General features: G+C 73.1%; 17 protein-coding genes and 1 pseudogene. 8 read left to right on the top strand and 10 right to left on the bottom strand.

Annotation, left to right across the window (positions count from 1 at the left end):
• The first annotated feature begins 108 nt into the window (after positions 1 to 108).
• Positions 109 to 462, top strand: a complete 354-nt coding sequence (locus tag ACZ51S_RS01635) for an ArsR/SmtB family transcription factor (RefSeq protein WP_468476137.1) — start codon at positions 109 to 111, stop codon at positions 460 to 462.
• A 63-nt stretch (positions 463 to 525) separates the two neighbouring features.
• On the opposite strand, the gene ACZ51S_RS01640 is transcribed toward ACZ51S_RS01635, so the two are convergent.
• Both ACZ51S_RS01640 and ACZ51S_RS01645 read right to left on the bottom strand, forming a co-directional pair.
• Entirely contained in the window at positions 526 to 1,893 is a 1,368-nt protein-coding gene (locus ACZ51S_RS01640) for an FAD-dependent oxidoreductase (RefSeq protein WP_468885310.1), read from the bottom strand.
• 53 nt (positions 1,894 to 1,946) lie between these two features.
• A complete protein-coding gene (locus ACZ51S_RS01645; protein WP_468959248.1) occupies positions 1,947 to 2,603 on the bottom strand; it encodes a DUF305 domain-containing protein in 657 nt (218 codons plus the stop codon).
• Positions 2,604 to 2,679: 76 nt separating this feature from the next.
• Between ACZ51S_RS01645 and ACZ51S_RS01650 the strand changes: the two genes are divergently transcribed.
• Positions 2,680 to 4,164, top strand: coding sequence for an LVIVD repeat-containing protein (locus tag ACZ51S_RS01650; RefSeq protein WP_468476140.1), 1,485 nt, complete (start codon positions 2,680 to 2,682; stop codon positions 4,162 to 4,164).
• A 12-nt stretch (positions 4,165 to 4,176) separates the two neighbouring features.
• On the opposite strand, the gene ACZ51S_RS01655 is transcribed toward ACZ51S_RS01650, so the two are convergent.
• The 4 genes from ACZ51S_RS01655 to ACZ51S_RS01670 all read right to left on the bottom strand — a co-directional run bounded on the left by ACZ51S_RS01655 (position 4,177) and on the right by ACZ51S_RS01670 (position 7,129).
• On the bottom strand, positions 4,177 to 4,800 hold the full coding sequence (locus ACZ51S_RS01655; RefSeq protein ID WP_467884066.1) for a TetR/AcrR family transcriptional regulator: 624 nt from the start codon (positions 4,798 to 4,800) through the stop codon (positions 4,177 to 4,179).
• Between the two features lie 37 nt (positions 4,801 to 4,837).
• Positions 4,838 to 5,503, bottom strand: a complete 666-nt coding sequence (locus tag ACZ51S_RS01660; RefSeq protein ID WP_468476141.1) for a phosphatase PAP2 family protein — start codon at positions 5,501 to 5,503, stop codon at positions 4,838 to 4,840.
• A 31-nt stretch (positions 5,504 to 5,534) separates the two neighbouring features.
• A complete protein-coding gene (locus ACZ51S_RS01665; protein ID WP_468476142.1) occupies positions 5,535 to 6,473 on the bottom strand; it encodes a M56 family metallopeptidase in 939 nt (312 codons plus the stop codon).
• Positions 6,474 to 6,571: 98 nt separating this feature from the next.
• Positions 6,572 to 7,129, bottom strand: coding sequence for a DUF5134 domain-containing protein (locus ACZ51S_RS01670; protein WP_468476143.1), 558 nt, complete (start codon positions 7,127 to 7,129; stop codon positions 6,572 to 6,574).
• Between the two features lie 130 nt (positions 7,130 to 7,259).
• Here ACZ51S_RS01670 and ACZ51S_RS01675 point away from each other — a divergent pair, with 130 nt between their 5' ends.
• A complete protein-coding gene (locus ACZ51S_RS01675) occupies positions 7,260 to 7,799 on the top strand; it encodes a GNAT family N-acetyltransferase (protein WP_468476144.1) in 540 nt (179 codons plus the stop codon).
• Positions 7,800 to 7,824: 25 nt separating this feature from the next.
• Here ACZ51S_RS01675 and ACZ51S_RS01680 read toward each other — a convergent pair whose 3' ends face one another.
• Both ACZ51S_RS01680 and ACZ51S_RS01685 read right to left on the bottom strand, forming a co-directional pair.
• Positions 7,825 to 8,517 carry a glycerophosphodiester phosphodiesterase gene (locus ACZ51S_RS01680; RefSeq protein ID WP_468476145.1) on the bottom strand — a complete coding sequence of 231 codons (693 nt, stop codon included), beginning with the start codon at positions 8,515 to 8,517 and terminating at the stop codon, positions 7,825 to 7,827.
• Positions 8,518 to 8,707: 190 nt separating this feature from the next.
• Entirely contained in the window at positions 8,708 to 9,415 is a 708-nt protein-coding gene (locus ACZ51S_RS01685) for a helix-turn-helix transcriptional regulator (protein WP_468959669.1), read from the bottom strand.
• 13 nt (positions 9,416 to 9,428) lie between these two features.
• Between ACZ51S_RS01685 and ACZ51S_RS01690 the strand changes: the two are divergent.
• From ACZ51S_RS01690 to ACZ51S_RS01710, 5 genes and pseudogenes are all read left to right on the top strand, one after another.
• Positions 9,429 to 10,592: pseudogene (locus ACZ51S_RS01690) on the top strand (LLM class flavin-dependent oxidoreductase).
• A 61-nt stretch (positions 10,593 to 10,653) separates the two neighbouring features.
• Positions 10,654 to 12,060, top strand: coding sequence for a DUF6421 family protein (locus ACZ51S_RS01695; RefSeq protein ID WP_468476147.1), 1,407 nt, complete (start codon positions 10,654 to 10,656; stop codon positions 12,058 to 12,060).
• Positions 12,057 to 12,836 carry an SDR family NAD(P)-dependent oxidoreductase gene (locus ACZ51S_RS01700; RefSeq protein ID WP_468476148.1) on the top strand — a complete coding sequence of 260 codons (780 nt, stop codon included), beginning with the start codon at positions 12,057 to 12,059 and terminating at the stop codon, positions 12,834 to 12,836. The genes ACZ51S_RS01695 and ACZ51S_RS01700 overlap by 4 nt, the downstream gene beginning before the upstream one ends.
• Complete coding sequence (locus ACZ51S_RS01705) at positions 12,833 to 13,894, top strand: threonine aldolase family protein (protein ID WP_388936805.1); 1,062 nt, start codon at positions 12,833 to 12,835, stop codon at positions 13,892 to 13,894. Before ACZ51S_RS01700 ends, ACZ51S_RS01705 begins: the two co-directional genes overlap by 4 nt.
• Positions 13,895 to 13,993: 99 nt before the next feature.
• Positions 13,994 to 14,593: a transglutaminase domain-containing protein gene (locus tag ACZ51S_RS01710; RefSeq protein WP_468476150.1), complete on the top strand. Its 600-nt coding sequence runs from the start codon at positions 13,994 to 13,996 to the stop codon at positions 14,591 to 14,593.
• Here the strand turns inward: ACZ51S_RS01710 and ACZ51S_RS01715 are convergent.
• Positions 14,529 to 15,767 carry an MFS transporter gene (locus ACZ51S_RS01715; RefSeq protein ID WP_468959251.1) on the bottom strand — a complete coding sequence of 413 codons (1,239 nt, stop codon included), beginning with the start codon at positions 15,765 to 15,767 and terminating at the stop codon, positions 14,529 to 14,531. The two genes, ACZ51S_RS01710 and ACZ51S_RS01715, sit on opposite strands and share 65 nt — an antisense overlap.
• 100 nt (positions 15,768 to 15,867) lie before the next feature.
• A complete protein-coding gene (locus ACZ51S_RS01720) occupies positions 15,868 to 16,596 on the bottom strand; it encodes a lysophospholipid acyltransferase family protein (RefSeq protein ID WP_388936796.1) in 729 nt (242 codons plus the stop codon).
• Positions 16,597 to 16,649: the final 53 nt, after the last annotated feature.

Below are 16,649 nucleotides of genomic sequence, written 5' to 3' on the forward strand. Positions count from 1 at the left end.
GCGGGCACGCGGGCACCCGCCCCTCCCCTCCCCTCCGCGCCGCCCTCCTTGCTACGACACTTCTCGTACGATGGGACCCGCAGCCGAGCCGAACGAGCGGAGCAGGACATGACGGAACGCGACACGGCCCGTGCCCTCGCCCACCCCGAGCCGCGGGAGATCCGGCTGGAGGACGTCCTGCACGCCCTCTCCGACCCGATGCGGCTGTCCATCGTCCGGGAACTCGCCTCCACGGACACCGAACTGGCCTGCTCCGACTTCGTCCTGCCGGTCACCAAGTCCACGACCACCCACCACTTCCGCGTCCTGCGCGAGAGCGGCGTCGTACGCCAGACCTACCGCGGGACGGCGAAGATGAACGGCCTGCGCCGCGACGACCTCCAGTCCCGCTTCCCCGGCCTCCTGGACAGCATCCTGACGGCCGCCGCGGCCGAGCCGACGCGGCCCGAGGGCGCGTCCTAGCGCCGACCTCCGCGACCGGTTCCGCGACCGGTCGTCCGTGACCGGCTCCTGGGACCGGTGGCCCTACCCGATGCCGGCCGCCGAGCGGAGACCCGCCCAGTCCGGGATCTTCACCGAGCGGCGGCCCAGGGAACGGCCCAGGGCCTCCTCCGCGGCCTCGATCGACAGCCAGCCCGGCCACTCCACCGGGCGAAGGCCCGCCGCGCGCAGGGCGTCCAGGGGGTCTCCCGGCAGCTCCCGCCGGGCCAGCGCCCCCGCGTCCTGGAGCAGCGAGGACACCGTCTCCTTGGCGCACGGCCGGTTGGTGCCGATCACCCCGGTCGGGCCGCGCTTGATCCAGCCCGCCACGTACTCGCCCACCGAGGCCCGGCCCCCGCGCACCACCCGGCCCGCCGCGTGGGGCACCGTGCCGGTGGCGGCGTCGAAGGGCAGGCCCGGCAGCGGCACCCCCAGGTACCCCACCGAGCGCAGCACCAGTTGCGCCTCGACGTCCTCGTACGCGCCCGTCCCGGTCACCCCGCCGCGGCCGTCCGGGGCGGTCCGCTCGAAGCGGAGCCCGCGGACCCGGCCGTCGGGCCCGCCCAGCACCTTCACCGGCCTCAGGTAGAAGCGCAGCCGGATCTCCCGGGCCGCGTCCACGGCCGCGTCCGCGCCGTCCGGCCCGGCACCGGCCCAGCCGCGGAGCACCTCCAGGTTGCGCCGGGCCACCGCCGGCAGCGCCGCCGCGGCCCCGCCCGCGTACGCCGGGTCGAGGGCCAGCTCGGCGGGCTCCACCCGGGTGCCGACTCCGGGCAGCGTGCCCAGTTCGCGGAGCTCCTTGGTGGTGAACTTGGCCTGCGAGGGCCCGCGCCGGGCCACCATCGTCACCGTCCGCACCCCGCTCTCCGCGAGCGCGCCCAGCGCGGGCTGCGGCATGTCGGTGGGCTCCAGCTCGGGCACGCCCCGGGCCAGCATCCGCGTCACGTCCACCGCGACGTTGCCGGCGCCGACGACCACGGCCGAGCGGACCCCGCCGAGGTCGAAGGAGCCGGCGTCGGGGTGGCCGCTGTACCAGGACACGAAGGCCGTCGCGGAGTGCACCCCGGCCAGTTCCTCGCCGGGGATGCCGAGCATCCGGTCGCGCGCGGCGCCCACGCAGTACACCACCGCGTGGTACAGCTCCAGCAGCCGCGCGGTCGGCAGCCCCTCGCCGCCCACCTCCACGTTGCCGAGGAAACGGATGCGGTCGTCCTCCAGCACCGACCGGAGGTTTCCGGTCAGCGACTTGATCTTCTCGTGGTCGGGGGCCACGCCGTACCGCACCAGGCCGTACGGGGCCGGCAGCCGGTCCAGTACGTCGACGCGCACGCCCGGCACCTCCCGCTGCTGGACCAGCGTCTGGGCGGCGTAGACCCCGCTGGGGCCCGAACCGACGACGGCGACATGAAGCACGGCGGTACTCCTCCCGCAAGGTGCTCCCAGCATGCCACCGGGTCCCCGGCCCGTCAGCCCAGGGCGCGCATCCGCTCGATCTCGGCGCTCTGGGTGGCCACGACCTCGTTCGCCATCTCCTCCACGGCGACGTTGTTGCCCCCGGCCAGCGCCTCGCCGGCCATCTTCAGGGCCCCCTCGTGGTGGGCGGTCATCATCCTGAGGAAGAGCCGGTCGAAGTCGGCCCCCTTGGCGGCGGTCAGCTCCGCCAGCTGCTGCTCCGTCGCCATGCCGGGCATCGCGCCGTGTTCGTGCTCGCCGGTGCCGCCGCCGGGCGCCGGGTACCGGGAGAGCCACTTCTCCATGGCCCCGATCTCGGGCCGCTGTGCGGCCGCGATCCGTTCCGCGAGCCGTTTCACCCCTTCCGCCGAGGCCCGGCCGGGGGCGAGGGCGCTCATCGTGAGGGCCTGCCGGTGGTGTTCGGTCATGCGCCGCACGTACGCGTGGTCGGCCGCGTTGGGGCTGTCGTCGGGGCGTTCCCTCGCGGCCTGTTCGGGGGAGAGGGTGCGGGCCGGGCCGCCCGGCCGGCCGGGGGCGACGATCGCGGGCCCGTCGTCACCCGCCGCCCGCGCGCCCGCGTCGCCGTCCTGGCAGCCGGTGACGGTGAGGAGGAGGCCGGCGGTCAGCGCCGCCCCCAGGAATCGGCCGACTAATGCATTTGCCATGTCCATGAAAAGCACGATACTGCCGGGGTCCAGGTTCCGTTCCCATGAGGAGCGAAACGTACGGGCCCCCACGGGAGGCACAGTGACCCTGCTCCACAGCGTCAGAGTGCATCACCGGAGTCTGGGGGCGGCCCTGGCCGCCGCCGGACTCCTCACCACCCTCCTCACCGCCGGACCGGCGGCCGCCACCCCCGACCCGGGCGACCTCGCCCCGGGCCCCGGAGCCCGGCAGAACGCCGGCCCCGCCCAAGGCCGCGAACTCGCTCCCGGGGAGATCCCGGGCCAGGACGAGATCGTGCACAGCGCCAACGTCAAACACCTCGCCAACATCCCCAGCGCCAACCCGGCCGGGATCAACTCCGACCTGGCGTTCCAGGGCGACTACGCCTACGCCGGCAGCTACGACGGCTTCACCATCTACGACATCGCCAACCCCAAGTCGCCCAAGGTCGTCACCCAGGTCCTGTGCCCGGGCGGCCAGAACGACATCTCGGTCTCCGGCGACCTGCTCTTCCTCTCCACCGACTCGTCCCGCAGCGACGACTCCTGCAACAGCGTCTCGCAGCCCGCGACGGAGAAGTCCTCGTGGGAGGGCATCAAGATCTTCGACATCAAGGACAAGCGGAACCCCAAGTACGTCAAGTCCGTCGAGACCGCCTGCGGATCCCACACCCACACCCTGGTGCCCGGCGGCCGCGACGTCTACGTCTACGTCTCCTCGTACTCGCCCAACGAGGCCTTCCCGGACTGCAAGCCGCCGCACGACGGCATCTCCGTGATCAAGGTCCCGAAGAAGGCCCCGACCCAGGCCGCCGTCGTCGGCTTCCCGGTGCTCTTCCCGGACGGCGGCAACCCGGGCGCGCCGACCAACCCCGGCGTTTCCAAGACCACCGGCTGCCACGACATCACCGTGCTGCCGTCCAAGGACCTGGCCGCCGGCGCCTGCATGGGCGACGGCATCCTCTTCGACATCAGCGAGCCGGAGCGGCCGAGGGTCATCGACCGCGTCCAGGACAACGTCAACTTCGCGTTCTGGCACTCGGCGACCTTCAACGAGCGGGCCGACAAGGTGGTGTTCACCGACGAGCTCGGCGGAGGTGGCGGCGCCACCTGCAACGAGGCCACCGGCCCCGACCGCGGCGCCGACGGGATCTACGACATCACCGGCCGCGGCGACCAGCGCCGGCTGGTCTTCAAGAGCTACTTCAAGATCCCGCGGCACCAGGCCGCCACCGAGAACTGCGTCGCCCACAACGGCTCGCTGATCCCGGTCGGCGGCGGGCGCGACATCATGGTCCAGGCCTGGTACCAGGGCGGCGTCTCCGTCTGGGACTTCACCGACTCCGCGGCCCCCAAGGAGATCGGCTACTTCGAGCGCGGCCCGCTGAGCACCGACAAGCTGGGCCTCGGCGGCTCGTGGTCCGCGTACTACTACAACGGCCACATCTACTCGAACGACATCGCCAAGGGCCTCGACGTGCTCAGGATCGACGACTGGCGCACCGAGAGCGCCAAGTGGGTACGGATGGACCGGCTCAACGTACAGACCCAGCCCGAGTACCGCTGATCGTCACCCCGCTCAGCGGGGAAACGTTCCGCCGGGCGGCCCCCCGTCCGGCGGGACCCCCAGCTCCCAGTCCAGCCCGTACCGCTGGAACAGCTCCGCCCGCAGCCGGGCCGCCGGCATCGGCGCCCCCGGCAGCAGCACCGCGACCACCGCTCCCATCAGCAGCGCCCGCAGCAGCGGGTAGTCCGTGTCCACGTCCGCCGAGCCGTACCGGTCGACGGTGTCCCGCAGCAGCTCCGCCAGGCGCTGCTGCTCCGGGCACTGGATGAACCCCTCCGCCTGGAGGATGCCCCCCATGTGCGTCCGCATCAGCCGGGGGTGATCCCGGGCCAGCCCCAGGATCGCGTCGATCGCCCGGGCCAGCCGTTCCCGGCCGTCCTCGCTGCGGGGCTCGCGCTCCAGGGCCGCTTCCAGGGTCAGGTGCATCAGCCGGTGCACGGCGGACTGGAACAGCTGGCGCTTGCCGGGGAAGTAATACGAGACCAGGCCGCGCGCCGCACCCGCCCGGTCGGCGATGTCGCCGAGCTTCGTGGCCTCGTAACCGCGCTCGGCGACCAGTTCGACCGTCGCCTGCAACAGCCGCTCCCGGGAACGTCTGCGCAATTCTTCATTGACCGATGCGCTGCGCGGGGACATGCTTACTCCTGCGTTGACTGGCTCTGAGCCAATATACTCAGCGCGCGGGACCGTCTGCTCGGGGCGACGCGGGGGATCGCCCCGGGCAGGCATGCCGGAACGCCGCCAGCGACACCACGGCCACCCCCAGCAGCCAGCCCGCCAGCACGTCCGTGAACCAGTGCACGCCCAGGTAGAGCCGGGTGAAGCCGACCCCGAGCACCGAAACGACGGCCACCGCCCAGGCCCCAGCCACCACCGCGCGCGGGGTCCTCGCCGGCAGCAGCCACAGCAGCAGTCCGCACACCACCGTGGCCGTCATCGCGTGCCCCGACGGGTAGGCCGCGTAGTACGCCGAGTCGACCGGATCCGGCCACACCGGACGGGCGCGCCCCAGCAGCGCCTTCAATCCCTGCTGCACCCCCGAGGCCACCAGTGCCGCCCCGCCCACCCGGACCGCCCGCGAGCGGTCCCCGCGCCGCCAGAGCCACAGACAGGCCAGGGCGGCCAGGGCGCGCATCGTCCACGGGTCCCAGACCCAGTCGGAGAGGACCCGCATGACACCCGTGACCCCGTCATGGGCGACCGCGTACGGGTGCAGGCCCCGGGCGACCCAGTCGTCGTACGAGATCAGGGGCGGCCAGCTCGCCACCACCAGGAGGGTCAGCGCGGCCGCGAGCAGCGCGCAGCCCACCCCGGCCCTCGAAAGCCACGTGTTCCGCATGCCCCGATCCTGCCAGCACACGGCCGCCCTCTCAGGCCAGCGCGCTCAGCCCCGGTCCGAAGGCCACCAGCAGCGGAACCGCCGGAACCAGCGTGGCCATCGCCGCCAGCCGCAGCCGGCGGGCCGGCGACAGGCGCGGCGCGGCCGACAGCAGACGCCGCACCCGCTGCGGGACGTGCGCCTCCTCGGGCCCGCACGGACCGAAGACGCCCCGGTCCTCGTTCAGCCCGACCAGGGCCAGGGCCACCGTCAGCCGCCCGTAGCGCCGCGAGGCCACGTCGTCGGCCGCCAGCTCGACCAGCCGGTGCATCTCCGCCTCGAACGCCGCGAAGACCGGCACCTGCGGGAACCCCTGCGCCAGCGCCCGCGAGCAGTGCAGCAGCCAGTCGTGCCGGGCCGCCACGTGCCCCTGCTCGTGCGCCAGCACCGCGTCGAGCTGGCTGCCCTTGAGCCGGCCCAGCGCCGCCGTCGTCACCACCAGCCGCGGCGCCGCCCCCGGCTGCCACCAAGCTTCGGGACGCGGGCCCTCCAGGACCACCAGCCGCGCGGCGGCCGGGTCCTCCCCGGGCATCAGCGGGGCCCGCACGAGGAGTTCGGCCCCCCGGGCGCGCCGCCCCGACCGAGCCCGCAGCACCTCCCGCGCCAGCATCGCTCCGGTCCACAGCCCGCCGCCGGCCAGCGCCAGCGCCGTGCCCGTGGCCCAGGGGCCGCCCTCCGTCCCCAGCGCGTACGCGTCGACGACCCCGTGCGGGGCCACGGCGAACAGCCGGCCCCGTACCGCCTGCCAGGCGGCGGCCGCGCTCAGCAGCATCGACAGCCCCAGGCACAGCAGGGTCGCGGCCACCACGCACTGCCACACCCACAGCGCGACCACCGGTTCACGCTCGGGCCACTGCGCCCGGGCCAGCAGGCGGGGCGCGAGCACCGCGGTCAGTGCGCCGAGCATCAGGAGAGCGGCGGAGACCATCATGTCCGCCAGCCTATGAGCGCGGCACCTCCTCCGGGTACGGGCTCGGGGCATTGGTGACGCAGGACACGTCCCGCCCGCGGGCACCCCGGCCACGGGCCTCACATGGCCAGCAGCATCGCCAACATCCCCGTCCCCATGGCCAGTCGGCAGGCCCGCGTCAGGTCCCCGGTCCCTCCCGCGGTCCCGCCGCCGCCCCCGTCCGCCGCCACGGCCACCGGCCGCGCCCCGCCGCCCGCCGTCAGCAGCCGCGCCCCGCCGAGCAGCACGTACCCGGCGTAGTACACGAGCAGCGCCCCCGTCACCGCAGGCAGCCCCGCCCGCCCGTGCCCCTGCCCGAGGGCCATCGCGAGTGCCATGTACGCCATCGCCAGCGAGCCGACCAGGTGGTGCGCGTGGTGCACCCCGCCGCGCAGCAGCCACAACGCGTGCACCGTCGCCCCGCCGAAGACCGCCAGCAGGACCTGCGGACCCCACGGCCCGATGCCCGCGGGGACGGCCATCGCCGCCATCCCGAAGCCCATCACCACCTCGCCCACGGCCGCCCCGCGCGTACGCCGGTCCGCTCTGCGCGCCCGCAGCAGGCAGTACCCGCCGGTGGCGGCGCACAGCGCCACGAGCATCCAGGCGAGGGTGAGCGGCATCGCGGATCCGTGCACGGCGGAACCTCCCGGTTCGTCGGCGTCGCAGAAGGGATTCCCTGCTCGCGCCGCCCTCACGCCGGCCCGGGTTAGGCTCTGCGTGCCGTACCAGGCATGTCATATGCCGCCGCGATGAACGGAGCGCCCGATGTCGACCGCCCAGCCCGCCGCCACGAGTTTCCGCAGCGCCGTGGAGGCGGACGTACCGGAACTGGTGGCGCTCGTCGAGTCCGCCTACCGGGGCGACGCCAGCCGGGCCGGCTGGACGACGGAGGCGGACTTCCTGGACGGGCAGCGCACCGACCCCGAGGGCGTCGGCGCGATCATCGCGGACCCGCACGGCATCCTGCTGGTCGTCGAGCGCGCGGGCGAGCTCGTCGCCTGCTGCCAGCTCGAACACCGCGGGGACCACGCCTACTTCGGCATGTTCGCCGTGCGTCCCGGGCTCCAGGGCGCCGGTCTCGGCAAGGAGGTCCTGGCCGAGGCCGAGCGCCGGGCCCGCGAGGCCTGGGGCGCGAAGGAGATGCGGATGACCGTGGTGAACGTACGGGAGGAGCTCATCGCCTACTACGTGCGCCGAGGCTACCGGCGCACGGGCGAGCTGAGCCCCTTCCCGTACGGTGACGAGCGCTTCGGCGTCCCGCTCCGCGACGACCTGGCCTTCGAGCTGCTCGTCAAGGCCCTCTGAGGTCCACGGGCCCGGCCGCGGCCGCTCAGGCGGTGAACCGGCCGGTGCTGCGGATCTCCGGGAAGTCGGTGGCGGCGCCGTCGAGTTGCAGGGCCCGCGCCAGCCGCAGCTGGTCCAGGGTGTTGACCGTCCAGCCCGTCACCCGGAGCCCCGCCGCGTGCGCCGCCTCCACCGTTTCGAGGGTGAGCCGGCGGATGTCCAGGGCCACGGTGCGCGCGCCCGCCGCCAGGGCGAGGTCCACGAGGTCCTCGGCGGCCGCCCCGGGCCGCCTCGGGTGCAGGGTGGTCCGCACGCCGGGGGCGTGCCGGGCGACCGTCGCGAGCACGTCGCCGTCACCGGAGGCCACCTCCACCCGGGCGGCCAGGTCCCGGCGCACGACGAGCTCCGCGAGCGCCGTCGCGGCGGCCTGATCCTGTACCGACACCTGGAGCGGGAGCCGGACGGCCTCCAGGACCTCGTCCAGGACCGGCACCCGCTCGCCCTGGCCGGCGTCCAGTTCGCGCAGCTCGGCCAGGGTCAGGTCGGCGACGGCGCCCGCGCCGTTCGTGGTGCGGTCCACCTCGGCGTCGTGCAGCACCACGAGGGCGCCGTCCTTGCTGAGGCGGACGTCCAGCGCGATGACGTCCATCCCGCAGCGTTCGGCGCGGACGAACGACCGCAGGGTGTTCTCCGGCTCGACACCCATGACCCCGCGGTGACCGATGGTGAGGAAAGTCAAGGTTCTCTCGCTTCCGTCGAGGGCGGCTCCCCGCGCGGTCGCGGTGTCCCGACCGGCCGCGCGCGGTGAGGACGCATGCTAGTGCGCCCCGGTCGGGATGGGACCGGTCGTGCGGGGTCCCGCGGAAGCCCTCCGGCCGCTTCCCGCCAGGGGCGTGCGCCGCACGGCGGGCCGGGGCCGCCGTATCGCGTCACCCCTGCGTGGGCGCGTCCCCGCCGGCTTGACGGGCGGCCGTCCGCGGGGCCCGCGCGCCGCCCGACGGGGTGTCCCGGCCGGCCCCGGCGGCCCGGATCCCGGCCTCGCGCACGTCCGTGAGCAGGGCGCCGGCCAGCTCCAGCTCGGCCAGGTGCTGCCGCTCGCTCCAGCGCAGCGCGAGGACCGGGAAGGCCCATTCCGGTACGTCCGCCGCGTGCTCCATCGCCTCGCGCACGGCGGCCAGCTCGCCCCGGGTCCGCTCGACGTGGTCCTCGACCATCGCGCGCAGCCGTTCGGGGTCGGCCAGGTGCCCCAGCCAGATGCGCAGCAGCAGCCCGTGCTTGAGGACCGGAGGCCCGGCGTCCGCTGTGTCGGAGGCCCAGCCGGAGAGGGCCTCGCGGCCCGCCGCCGTGATGCAGTAGCGCCGCTTCGCGCGGGCCTCCTCGGGCCCCGAGCGCACGGAAGCCGCGTACCCCAGGTCCTCCAGGCGGCGCAGTTCGGCGTAGATCTGGCTGATGGCGGGCGACCAGTAGAAGAAGCGGAGGGAGGAGTCCGCCCACTTCTTCAGCTCGTACCCCGTGCGTTCGCCGGGGAACGACAGCAGACCGAGTACCGCCCAGGCGGTCGGCGGGAGGTCTCGCTTCTTCGAGATCTGACTACTAGTTATATTTTTAATCGAAGCAAGACCGGGCACGGGACGCATTCCTGGAGGCATCGTGAAATTCTCCGTGATCTTCGAGGCTCAGCGGGCCGATCCCACCGTGGAACGGGAACACCAGGTCGTCCGTGACTGCGTCGAGCAGGCGGTCCTCGCCGAACGCAGGGGATCCGACCGGATCTGGGCCGTCGAGCACCACTCGCTGAAGTGGTTCGCTCACTTGAGCGCACCGGAGGTCTTCCAGAGTTTCGTCGCGGCCAGGACGAACACCATACGCATCGGCCATGGCGTCGTGTGCATGCCCTTCAACTTCAACCACCCGGTACGCGTGGCCGAACGGGCCGTGATGCTCGACCTGCTGTCCGGCGGGCGGCTCGACCTGGGTGCGGGGCGCGGGGGCACGGAGCAGGAGACCTCGCTCTGCGGGTGGACCGGGACCGCACCGCCGCCGAGGTGGAGGAGGCGCTGCGGATCATCGGGAAGGCCTGGCGGGAGGAGGAGCTGGAGCACCACGGCGAGCTGCTGGACATCGGCCCGCACCCGATCCTGCCGCGCCCGGCGCGGCGCCCCCATCCGTCGCTCGTCCTGGCGTGCGGCCGGGGCGAGACCCTGGTGCAGGCCGCCGAGCTGGGCATCGGGGCCCTGGTGATGGGTTTCGCCGGTCCGGAGTCGATAGCGGGGATGCGGGCGGTGTACGACGCCGCCGTGGCGGGCCGCGACGGCAGCCGGTTCGTGTCCACGGCCGTCAACGACCACTTCTCGGCGCTCTGCCCCACGACGAGATGCGCCGGGCCGCCGGACAGGTGGTGGCCCGGCTGCACGAGCAGGACATCCCGGGCGGCCGGCCTCGACGGCCACCTTCAACGCCGACCACGCCTACGGGAGCGCGGACGAGGCCATCGCGTACGTCGAGCGGCTGCGCGCGGCGGGCGCGGACGAGGTGATGTGCCTGGTCCAGATGGGCACGGTGCCGCAGGAGGCCTGCCTGGAGACGCTGCGGCAGTGGGGGGAGAAGGTCATCCCGCACTTCCGTGCGGAGCGCGCCGCCGTCACGGGCCTGAGCGCCGGGCCCCGCCGATTCCTCATATTTTTTCGCGGCCCCGCCGGAGGGCGGCCCGATACTCCAACTACTAGGCGGAGTGGTGGATTCCACCGTGCGTTACCGGAAGACTTCCGGTGGAGCTGGGGGTCGCACAGGATAATTTCCCGAGTTGCCTCTTGAGCGGAAGAGCCTCGCATGCATACGCTGTCTTAACGCGAGGTTCTCCTGTGGAGGAAGTGACATGACGGAAACTCTTGTGCCGGGCTCCGGCGGTGCCGTGATAACCGCTGGCGCGCGGGTGGTAGACCACCCTGCGTGGCCCGCGCTCAAGGCCGCCGTGGAGGAGATCCGCCCCTGGCAGGCCCAGGACGGATCGATCGACTTCGACGCCGAGGGCGCCCCCGCCCGCGTCGACGTCGAGGCCGCCGTGGAGCGGGTCGCCAGTGCGGTGCAGGAGCTGTCGCCGCTGCTGCCGCACGCCACCGCCTACCACGCCGCGCTCGTCGCCGACCTGCGCAAGTGGGCCGCCGAGGGCTTCGGCGTCCCGGACTTCCTCGACTCCCTGCTGGCCTTCCACCCGGCGTCCCAGCGCGCCGACGGGCTGCAGCACCTCGTGGTCTTCCCGATGTACACGCAGAACGGCAACCCGGACCGCAACCTCGAGGCCGTCGTCCTGAAGATGGTGTGGCCCGACTGGCTCTCCGAGCTGGAGCGCACCCGGTACGACAACCCGCTCTTCCTCGGCATCACCTTCGAGGACTTCACCCCGGGCTACGACACCAACTCGGCGGTGCTCTTCCCCGAGACCATCGCCGTCCGCGAGGCCCCCGAGCGGTTCACCTGGGGCGGCATCTTCTGCGACCGCGAGGCGGCCCGCTACCGCAAGGTCACCGCGGCGGCCGTCGACATCCTCGGCATCGAGCTGCCCGAGGACATCGCCCGCATGGTCGAGGACCAGGAGCGCTGCGAGAAGGCCTTCGTCCTGTGGGACATGGTCCACGACCGCACCCACAGCCACGGCGACCTGCCGTTCGACCCCTTCATGATCAAGCAGCGCCAGCCGTTCTGGATGTACGGCCTGGAGGAGCTGCGCTGCGACCTCACCGCCTTCAAGGAGGCCGTGAAGCTGGAGTCCGAGGGCAACGAGCACGGCCGTGACGTGCAGTACGCCGTCCTCTTCGACCGGATGTTCCGCTTCCCCGTCTCCGGCGACCGCAACCGCAACTACGACGGTCTCGGCGGCCAGCTGCTCTTCGCGTACCTCCACAAGCACGACGTCGTGCGCTGGACGGACAACAAGCTGAAGATCGACTGGATGCGCGCCCCGCAGGTCACCAACCAGCTGTGCGCCGAGATCGAGGACCTCTACCGCGCGGGCATCGACCGCCCGAAGCTGGTCCACTGGTTCAAGGCGTACGAGCTCGTCTCCACCTACCTGGCCCCGCACCCGGGCTCCAAGTGGGCCAAGGGCCCCGACGCCCTGGACCTGACGCAGCCCCCGCGCAAGCTCGTCGACGACGTGCTTCCGGACGAGTTTCCCCTCAGCATGTTCTACGAGGCCCTCGCCAAGAAGCTCAAGGGTGTCATCGCCGCGACCAAGGGCATCACCCCGGCGAACGCGGACGACGCCGAGCGGGCCGCCGCATGAGCGACCGCGCACAGGAGGCTGCAGGGATGAACGGCAACGGGAAGCTCCACGGAGCGGTGGTGGCGGTGGCCGGGGCCGGCGGCCCCGCCGGCCGCGCCGCGCTGATGCGCCTCGCCGAGGCGGGGGCCACCGTCGTGGCCTCGGACGCGGACGCGGGACGCCTGGCGGAGGCCGTCGACGCGGCCCGCTACGCCCACGGCGGCGCCACCGTCACCGGCGACACCGTCGACCTGCTCGACCTGGAGGCCACCAAGGCCTGGGCCGAACGCACCGAGAAGGAGTTCGGCCGTGTCGACGGCGTCGTCCACCTCGTGGGCGGCTGGCGCGGCAGCAAGACCTTCACCGATGTGGACCTCGCCGACTGGGGCTTCCTGGAGAAGCTCCTCATCCGCACCGTCCAGCACACCTCGCTCGCCTTCCACGACGCGCTGCTGCGCAGCGACCGCGGACGCTACGTGCTGATCAGCCAGTCCGGTGCGCACAAGCCGGTCGCCAACAACGCCGCGTACAACGCTGGCAAGGCGGCCGCCGAGGCCTGGACCCTGGCCATGGCGGACTCCTTCCGCAAGGCGGGGGGCGAGGGGGGGCCGCAGGCCGCCGCTGCGATCCTGGTGATCAAGGCACTGGTGCACGACGCGATGCGCGCCGAGCGTCCCAATGCGAAGTTCGCGGGCTTCACCGACGTCAAGGAGCTGGCCGAGGCCATCGCCGACGTGTGGGAGCGGCCCGCCCCCGAAGTGAACGGACAGCGTCTGTGGCTCACTCCACAACCGTGAAGACCGATGCCCGCCGCCACCACGATCCGGCGGTCCGCGGTTTCGCGAGCGACAACTACGCGGGGGTGCATCCGGAGATCCTGGAGGCCATCGCGCTCGCCAACGGCGGTCACCAGGTCGCCTACGGCGAGGACGAGTACACCGAACACCTGCAGAGGGTCATCCGCAGCCACTTCGGTCCGTACGCGGAGGCCTTCCCGGTCTTCAACGGCACCGGTGCGAACGTCACCGCCCTCCAGGCGATGACGGACCGCTGGGGCGCCGTGATCTGCGCCAAGACCGCCCACATCAACGTGGACGAGGGCGGCGCCCCGGAGCGGATGGCGGGCATCAAGCTGCTCGCCGTGGACACCCCGGACGGCAAGCTCACCCCCGAGCTGATCGACCAGGAGGCCTGGGGCTTCGACGACGAGCACCGGGCGATGCCCCAGGTCGTCTCGATCACCCAGAACACCGAGCTCGGCACGGTCTACACCCCGGACGAGATCAGGGCCATCTGCGAGCACGCCCACGGCCTCGGCATGAAGGTGCACCTCGACGGTGCCCGGATAGCCAACGCCGCGGCCTCGCTCGACGTGCCGATGCGCACCTTCACCAACGCGGTGGGCGTGGACGTGCTCTCGTACGGCGGCACCAAGAACGGCATGATGTTCGGCGAGGCCGTGGTCGTGGTGAACCCGGACGCCGTCCGGCAGATGAAGCACATCCGCAAGATGTCGATGCAGCTCGCCTCCAAGATGCGCTTCGTCTCGGTGCAGCTGGAGGCCCTGCTCGCGAAGGACCTGTGGCTGCGCAACGCCCGCCAGGCCAACGCGATGGCGCAGCGGCTCGCGGCGGGCGTCCGCGAGACCGACGGGGTGGAGATCCTCTACCCGGTCCAGGCCAACGCCGTCTTCGCGAAGCTGCCGCACGAGGTGTCGCGCCGGCTCCAGCAGCGGTACCGCTTCTACTTCTGGGACGAGGCCGCCGGTCACGTCCGCTGGATGTGCGGCTACGACACCCAGGAAGAGGACGTGGACGGCTTCCTCCAGGCCCTCAAGGAGGAGCTGGCCCGCTAGGGGCCCGCTCCGCCGGGCACGGACCGGAGAAGTGAATAGGTATGTCCCTGACTGTAAATCTATTGATCTACGGTCAGGGGCATGCCTATGCTCCCGCCCATGCAGCTGATCCAACAGAACCCGGACATCCACGCCTATTTGGCCTCCGACGAGGCCATAGACCACTGGCACCCCCTGGTCCAGGACACCGCCGACGCCCTCTGGACCGCCACCGGTGACGCATATTCATACGCCAAGGCGGCCTTCGAATTCGTCCGGGACACCATCCCGCACTCGGCGGACTCCGGGGACACGCGCGTCTCCTGGCGCGCCTCCGACGTACTCGCCACCCGCAACGGCATCTGCTACGCCAAGGCCCACGCCCTCGCCGCCCTGCTGCGCGCCCAGGGCATCCCGGCCGCCCTGTGCTACCAGCTCCTCGGCGTGGAGGACGGATCCGGCCCCGTCGTCCACGGGCTCGTCGCCGTCAGACTGCCCGGCTCCGAGACCTGGGCCCGCGTCGACCCGCGCGGCAACAAGCCCGGCGTCGACGCCCGGTTCAGCCTCGACCGGGAGCGGCTCGCCTTCCCCGTGCGGCCCGAGCTCGGCGAGATCGACCACCCCGAGCTGTACGCCGCCCCGCACCCCGCGACGCTCAAGGTCCTCCAGGAGTCCGCCGACCTGGCGCAGCTGTGGCGGAACCTGCCGACGGCCCTGTGACCCCCGGGGCGGGTACGGGTCCCCGGCCCGCCACCAGCGCGTGCAGCGCGGCAGCCACCAGCTGCAGTACGGCGATCCCGAGCAGCAGCGTCCACGGCGGCGCGGCGGCGACGAGCCCCACCAGGGCGGCGCCCGTCGAAGCCGCCGTCATCTTCAGCCCCGCCCCCAGCGTGAACACCTGCGGCCGCACCGCCGCGGGCGCGTGCTCCGAGCGGATCCGCAGCGTGGCCGTCAGCAGCGGCCCGTCGCAGAAGCCGGCCACCCCGAACGCCACCGCCGTCACCGCCACGGACGGCGTGAACGCGGCCACCGCCAGGGCCGCCCCGGTCCCCGCCAGGCCCCAGCGGGCCAGCCGGCCCGGCGGCACACCGGTCGTCCGGCCCAGCGTCAGCGAGCCCGCCAGCGCACCCACCGCGAACGCCGTCATCAGCACCCCGCCGGCGCCCGGGCTGCCGAGCCCGGCCGCCAGCAGCACCGCGCTGGTGGTCAGGGCCCCGATGCCGACGAAGGCCAGGGTCGTCGCCGAGGTGATCGCCCTCAGCTCCCGGACCCGCCACAGGGCCGCCAGCCCCGCCCCCGCCCCGGCACGGGGCCCGCCCGGAGAGACGGCCGCGCCCGGGTCCTCGTACGGCAGGGAGGCGGCCAGCACAGCCGCCAGCGCCCCGGAGACCGCCAGCACCGCCATCGCCGGCCCGGCCGACGCCAGCGCCCCGACCACGCTGACCGCCGCCGGGGCCGTCACCGCCGCCGCGTTGTAGGTGGAGGCGTCCCAGCCGTACGCCCGGTCCCGCGCCGGGCCCGCCGGCAGCAGCCCCGCGACCAGGCTGGAGAGCCCGCCGGTCACCACCGGCCCACAGGCCCCGCCGAGCACCGCCACCACGAGCACCACCGGCACCGGAGCCCGCCCCAGCAGGGCCGCCAGCGCCGCCACCGCGACCGTGAACCCCGCCAGCGCGCCCGCGTAGAACAGCCGTGGCCGCCGGGTCCGGGCCGCGGCGGTCCCCGCCAGCGGCGCGGCCAGCACGTGCGGCGCCAGCCAGGCGGTCAGCACGAACGCCCCGTGCGCGGCACTGCCGGTGCGCTCCAGCGCCAGCAGCACCACCGCCATGCCCATCCCCTCGGACGCGAAGCGCGCGGCCAGTGCCGCCGCCAGATACCGCCCGAACCCGCCCATCAGCGAACCCCCTCCGCGCCGGGTGACCTCGTCAAACGGACAGGACGTTACGCCGGCCGGACGCGGTACGGCCGGAAAGGGCCCGGGGCCCGGGACGGGGTCAGTTCCCTTCGCGCTCCTTGACCTGCGCGGCCGTCGGGGCGGTACCGCCGAGGTGCGCCGGGAGCCACCACGAGTCCTCGGCACCCTGCGGCTTGCCCGGGTAGGCGCTCTGCGCCGCGTCCAGCAGCTCCTGCACGCGCTCGCGCAGGCGGCGGGTGATGGCGCCCGCGTACTGGTCCGCCGGGGCCTCGATGGGCTCGCCGACGCGCATCGTCACCGGGATGTGGCTGCGCTTGAGGTTCTTCGCGCGGCCCTTGGTCCACAGCCGCTGCGTGCCCCACAGGGCCACCGGGATCAGCGGGACGCCCGCCTCCTGGGCCATGCGCGCCGCACCCGACTTGAAGCTCTTGAGGGTGAACGACTGGGAGATCGTCGCCTCCGGGAACACCCCGATGATCTCTCCCGAGCGCAGCGAGTCCAGCGCGTGCTGGTACGCGGTCTCACCCTGCTCGCGGTCCACCGGGATGTGCTTCATCGCGCGCATCAGCGGGCCCGAGACCTTGTGCCGGAACACCGACTCCTTGGCCATGAAGCGGACCAGACGCTTCTGCGGCCGCGCGGTCAGGCCGGCGAAGATGAAGTCGAGGTAGCCGATGTGGTTCGACACCAGGACCGCCCCGCCCTTGCGCGGGATGTTCTCGGTGCCCTTCATGTCGATCCGGATGTCCAGCGCACGGAAGAGGGTGTGCGCGGCACCGATCACCGGGGGGTATACGAGCTCAGCCATGCTGGGGGAGACCCCGCTTTCTGCCTGGGGAGGTGCTCCCGGCCGGAAGTTAC

The organism is Streptomyces sp. NPDC034043 (genome assembly GCF_055575675.1).